The organism is Parabacteroides sp. CAG:2 (assembly GCF_000436315.1).
Lineage (GTDB): Bacteria > Bacteroidota > Bacteroidia > Bacteroidales > Tannerellaceae > Parabacteroides > Parabacteroides distasonis.
In genome coordinates this window covers 191,107-196,839 of the sequence record NZ_FR885321.1, presented here as the reverse complement: position 1 = coordinate 196,839, position 5,733 = coordinate 191,107, and the positions used below count along the sequence as shown (strand labels likewise).

The 5,733-nt window shown below is 49.6% G+C and carries 4 protein-coding genes and 3 pseudogenes; all 7 read right to left on the bottom strand.

From position 1 onward, the window contains the following. A pseudogene (locus tag QVP94_RS15080) lies at positions 1-240 on the bottom strand (hypothetical protein); the annotation flags it as partial. Between the two features lie 240 nt (positions 241-480). Then, a pseudogene (locus tag QVP94_RS15075) lies at positions 481-1,405 on the bottom strand (acyltransferase). A 47-nt stretch (positions 1,406-1,452) separates the two neighbouring features. Then, positions 1,453-2,082, bottom strand: coding sequence for a hypothetical protein (locus QVP94_RS19420; RefSeq protein WP_502685449.1), 630 nt, complete (start codon positions 2,080-2,082; stop codon positions 1,453-1,455). Beyond that, complete coding sequence (locus QVP94_RS15070) at positions 1,986-3,230, bottom strand: thiamine pyrophosphate-binding protein (protein ID WP_022192923.1); 1,245 nt, start codon at positions 3,228-3,230, stop codon at positions 1,986-1,988. Before QVP94_RS15070 ends, QVP94_RS19420 begins: the two co-directional genes overlap by 97 nt. A gap of 11 nt (positions 3,231-3,241) precedes the next feature. Next, entirely contained in the window at positions 3,242-4,123 is an 882-nt protein-coding gene (locus QVP94_RS15065; RefSeq protein ID WP_022192922.1) for an SDR family NAD(P)-dependent oxidoreductase, read from the bottom strand. Positions 4,124-4,158: 35 nt separating this feature from the next. Beyond that, positions 4,159-5,502 (bottom strand): hypothetical protein, encoded by a 1,344-nt coding sequence (locus QVP94_RS15060; RefSeq protein ID WP_022192921.1) that lies wholly within the window; start codon positions 5,500-5,502, stop codon positions 4,159-4,161. A gap of 40 nt (positions 5,503-5,542) precedes the next feature. After that, a pseudogene (locus QVP94_RS15055) lies at positions 5,543-5,733 on the bottom strand (lipopolysaccharide biosynthesis protein); the annotation flags it as partial.

The window sequence follows — 5,733 nt, the reverse complement described above, 5'->3', positions numbered from 1 at the left end:
CCGATTAACAGCCTCCATGCGCCTGACCTCGCGATGCCTCCACCAACGCAGGAGCGGATAGACGAGAACCGTCTTCGCCATAAGCTTCAAGCACTTTCTCCAAAGTGGTTCTTTATAGAGGTAACGTATTAAGAATGGCTCATGGCCAATCCCTTTTAAATAACGCTGCAAAGCCCAACACTGCAATTGCTGCCCATAATTGTCACCGCTTTGCCAAAACGTAACGATTCCTATTCTCATAGTCTATATTTTATTTTCTTCCTCGAAACTGCGGATTGCTGATCCATGAATTACTGATTTATAAGTATAAAGTTATCAAAGCGACAGCCGGACGGCCATCACCCAATAGAGATAAACGTTCTAAAAATTAGAAATCTTTCGTATTTCGGGTTACAATCACCTCACATTAGGCGGAAAGGGCACTGTTGTATTGCAGCGCACCCTGTAAAAAGACAGCAGAACCCAATCATTCGAGTCCTTTTAAAATCCTACCCTGCGAGCCACCGATGGCAAGACTCTTCGTACGCCATATACAAGGCATGAGGAGAGAGCCAACACTACGAATGTCTGTGAGAACCAATCCCAATGAAAGGGCAAGCGACTCAATACCATGATAAAAAAGCAATGGATAAGGTATATCCCAAACGAGATCTGTCCCAACCAGACCAATAGTCTAAACCAAAGGCCAAAGGAGGTAAACTTCCGCTGAGTCTTCTCGGAAAACAATACCATGATTACCGCCAACGAATAGAGATGCGCGGAGGCCTTTATGCCATATCCCATATGGTACAAAGGATACAACCATTTGGTTTCCAAAAACGAGAGGAACAGACCTATACCCATTACAAAAAGCCATGGCCAAAGCCGATAAGCACGCTCTTTTCTATTGCCTAGATAAACCCCCATCACAAAAAACAGGAGCCATACGGGAAACAGGCCACCCTTTTCCAAGGAACTCATGCCATATCCTTTGACTAAATCTAAATAAGTGACTAGTATTATAGCCACCATAGTGATAACGAATGCTAAAATTACCCCCCATATTAACCTTTCGTAACACCGGAAGCAATACATAGTATTGAATGATAAGGGCTATGAAATAATAGATGGAGAAGCCGCAGGCGAGGAATAGGATCATGCCTTTCATCCAATCATTACCCTGCCACACATAGAGGGCCCAATAAGGTAAAGACCAGATTAGAGTAGGTATATAGATCTTGGGGATTTGATGTTTCAAGAATCGCGCATACGACCGCTCGCCTTGCTTTTTTGCAAGGAAATAACCAGATATGGCCAAAAACAGGGGTACAGCGCAATTCAACATCTGCCTAGATACAATCAGTGCGTCTCCAACCATTTCCTCTTTTTGCGAAGTGGCGGCAAACGTATGGATCGCTATGACCATCAAAACGGCCACACCCCGAAGAAAATCGAACCAGCTCTCTCTCTCTTTCATCTCCCCATCACCTTCTTGATCATCTCTTTCCCCTTTTCTCCTACCACGCTCTTCATCGCCTCTTTCAATACGCCTTTGGTCGATACGTTCAAGTTGTTCATGATCCGTATGGCATCGCTCTCGTCCCGGCTGTCGGTGAATACCTCGAACAGCATGGGACGATCGGTGAGACCCGGAGCGAGGAAACGGTCGAGTTGCCTCAAATAATCCTCCTTATTCTCGGCCGAAAGGTATTCATATCCCAGATCCTCCGCATAGTGGCGCACCAATTGGCGCGACTTATTGCCATAGTGACCGGCCGCGGCGATGTAATCGTCCGCCGCCTCGCCGAAGGCGGCGCCGGGATGCATGTAGTTGCGAAACTCCGTCCCTTTGCCGTTATTGACTAGCAAGATGCGGACGTTCCTCCCTACATGACGGTTTCCCAGCACATTCATGTCGTAGAAAAAGGCCAAGTCGCCCGCCACGCAGAAATAGAGCTTGTCCGGATGTACCCAGGAAGCGCCCATGAACGAGGAGATATAGCCGTCTATGCCGAAACCGCCGGTATTGGCGTATCCGTACACCCCACCCCGCCGGTATTGGCGTATCCGTACACCGAATCGGGCAGGTCGAAGTAGTTCCATGTACGCAACGTATTGAGGATACCCAAGAAGAGCACGCTTCCCTCAGGGATACGACCTGCCGTCTCATGGGCTATCCATACGTTCGAGAACGGCAAGGCGCTTTTCGGCACTTTCGCCCAAATGGCTCTTAGTTCCTCCCGGCAAGCGTCCAGGTAGCCTTGACGCCCCGCAGACGCGGTATCCGCGTAACGCTCGAAAAACGCCCGCTCCTCCATCTCGAACACGCAGGTCAGTTTACGATAGGTATCGCGAAGCGCTCCGTCCGGGTTCACACGCCACACCTCCTGGGGGCGCATTCCTATATAACCTCCGGATACCTCTCCGATATGTATCAGCAGATCCATGCTCACCAAGTCGCAATAGTCCTTCTCTTGCGAGGAGAGGATGGAGACCGGGACCCGGTATTTCCCTTTGTAGCCGCTGGTATGATCCGTGAACACCACCGCATCGTAGGTGGAGCAGAAAGCGTCGAGAGCCGCCGTCTCCGGATCAGTGAATTTCCGGTGCGTGCCGACAACGACCGCCACACGCCCCTTGGGTAACTCGGGGAACAGGTCTTTCGGCATGACACGGCGGATCATCCGTGCCTGCGGCAATTCCCTAACCGAATAATCGCGGCTGTAGGTGGTCTCCATATTCAGGTGCACTGGGCCTCCGCCGCGATGACGCAACTCCAGCAAGGCGCAGTTTATCCTCACCGTGTTACTCCACTCCTTCACGCTGTCGTCCGTCGCAGGTATATACTCGCTCAAGAGAGCGATGTCGTTCTGTATGACGCGCCGGTCTATCACCTGTGCGATATGATGGCCGATCCGGGAAATATCCTGCGTGCTCGTGACGGCCAGTACCGGCAACTTTCGATAATAAGCCTCGGTTAGTCCCGGGATATAATTACGGGAAGCCGTCGCCCCCGTACAGCTCAACACCACGGGCTCGCCCGATTCCTCCGCCATACCACACGCCAGATACGCTGCACTACGCTCGTCCACGCTCGAATACACCTCAAACCACTCATCCTGTTGTAAACTCGCGACAAACGAAAGATTCGTAGTTCCTGGAGACGCAACGATTTTCTTGATTCCGTGCTGCTTAAGCAACGAGATAAGGAGCTGGACACTACGTTCCGAGCTATAATATTTTCCATCCATATTCCTGTTTTCTAAAAAGTATAATCCATATCATCATAAGTGACAGTTGCGGCTCCCCCTGTCATATAAACCATATCTCCGACTATCGTCCGTCCCATTGGGCTTACCAACACTACCGCCATGTTAGCTATCTCTTCCGGCAAGGCATAGCGCCCTATCGGATTCCCCTTATTCGTGATATTACCTTGACCATCTTTCAACAACATCGGGGTGGCCGTAGGCCCGGGCGCTATCCCGTTCACCGTAACACCATAAGGGGCAAGGCTCTTGGCAAGTCCAAGCGTCAGGCCTCGTATTCCCCACTTGGAAAGCGTATAAGCGGAAGTCGCAGGACGCAAGCAAGAGGACGAACCTACATTCAGGATATTCCCTTCCACCTTATTCGCTTTCAAATATCCGCCAAACAGTTGCGATAAGAAGAATACGCCTTTAAGGTTCGTATCTATCACCTTGTCAAACGCTTCTTCCGTGGCATTGGGCATCGAGGCACCTAGCACACCCGCATTGTTCACCAATATATCTATATGCGGAAATCCTCCGGATCCCACTTTATCTAACGCCTTTTGAAAACGATCATGGAATAAGTCCACCCTTGTATTATCCATTACCAAATCGAACAAACGGCCTTTGTAATGATCATCCTCGTTCAATTCCCCACAGGCCAGTCGCAAGCGCTCTTCACTACGACCCGTTATCACGACCGCCGCACCACTCCGTAAAAACGCTTTCGCCATATGGAAACCTATCCCGCTCGTTCCGCCCGTGATCAGAGCCACACGCCCCTTCAACAACTCGTTCGGAGCGAGACTTACCACCCGAACGTCAAACTTCCGGGCAGGAATATTATTGAGAATGAACTTAATCATCCCCTTTACCTTACGTTTAAATGACATATTTCCTTATTTTTATCCAGCCTATTGATCCTACATTACCGCCTCTTCCCCATCAGTTTCAAGAAGATCGCCTTCACGTAATGGGGGTATCGGTGAATCCGGAGGAGCATTTTCACATAGAAAGCCCTTTTCGCTCTTTGGGAATAGCGTTTATAGCCCACACCTTTCAGCCAATGTAACAGTTTATCGCAATAAGGATAGGTCACTGTGTCATCGATGGAATCCACGATATCCCAAAGCCAGCATAAATTCCGCTCGCAATATTGATAGAGACGAACGTGACGGGAGAATCGCTTCTCGTCGAACTTCTTAAATCCCCAATCTGCCGGATTCTCTCCCGCGCACAGGATATTAAGCTGCGTCCTCACACATTTAATGCACGTGCCACACTGCTCCGTCTCGTCATCAAAACAAGTCCAAAGCATGGTTCGCTCCCCCCGTGCCTTACACCACTCCACGATATTCCTCGCTTTCAGTGAACGCCGCACATAAAGACCATCCTGCTCGGTGAAGGAAACCTCCGCGAACTTGAATGAATCCGACAGCTCCGGATTCGCCCCGTCCAAATTGGAGGCATGATTATCCTCTAACTGCTCAAAGGTACTTCCCATAACTAAATATCTAATACCCAGCGCATAAGCAAAAGGCGCGGCGGAAAGCAGGTTCCCCAGATATTTCATGCCAAACCATCCATCGAAACGGAACGCCTCGCTACTGAGGGCGAAAGCGTTCTTCAACTCCGCCCATATCCGATCGTCATCAAAAACATCGGCTTGGAAATTATTCGTGATCAGAAGCCAATCACTGCCTGAAACGGCGGAAAACTCACGGATGAGACGAGACTTGACCTGGAGGAAATCCTCACCGGTGTCTTCTTTCTTCGTCTTTGCCATAGCCTCGATACTTGGCACACTCACCAAGACACTCCTCTTTCCTGGATTATTTATCCCGGCATGTACCGCATCTATGCCCCCGGAAAAGAACACGATCGTATCAAACCCGCTCTTTCCCATCTTATTCTCCACCACGGCTCCGGGTCTCACCCTCCCGCTCCACACCTTCTTAAAGGGACCGTAAATCCGGGAATAAGTCTCATAAATATTCGGCAAACACTCATACAACGTCTTATCCATGGACGGGACAACCAGATCCACCCCATAGAACCACGTAGCCGGTAATAAGTACAGCGAGATAGGGATAGCCAAGATGGATTCCGGCAAGTCGCGCAAGGAAAAGGGAAAGCCCTCAGCATGATGGAACTTCACCCATGCCTCCACCCTCCGGCTTTTAAGAAGACTCAAGCCCGTAGAATCGCATATCTCATACTGGATAGTGTCGCCAACAGCGACCACTTTCGTGATCTCAATTGTCTTATTCATCTGTATATTAATTTGATTACATCTTTATTCCCGAAAGCTTTCACTGAGCGCGGGATAGTCTCTCTTTTAATATTCTCACCACATAATCCCTCTCCTCCCGGGTCATGCCGATGAGTATCACGGCCACGCCGATGAAAGCCATGATCGCAAATGTCCTTACCCCAAAACAGACGAGACCCCCGTATTCCTTTCCGGGAAGAATATAAATGAACAACGCGGACAGCAGGAATA

Excerpts from the sequence above, each read along its gene's own strand:
- QVP94_RS15065 (WP_022192922.1), bottom strand. The coding sequence starts at position 4,123 with ATGTCATTTAAACGTAAGGTAAAGGGGATGATTAAGTTCATTCTCAAT.
- QVP94_RS15070 (WP_022192923.1), bottom strand. The coding sequence starts at position 3,230 with ATGGATGGAAAATATTATAGCTCGGAACGTAGTGTCCAGCTCCTTATC.
- QVP94_RS19420 (WP_502685449.1), bottom strand. The coding sequence starts at position 2,082 with ATGGAACTACTTCGACCTGCCCGATTCGGTGTACGGATACGCCAATAC.
- QVP94_RS15060 (WP_022192921.1), bottom strand. The coding sequence starts at position 5,502 with ATGAATAAGACAATTGAGATCACGAAAGTGGTCGCTGTTGGCGACACT.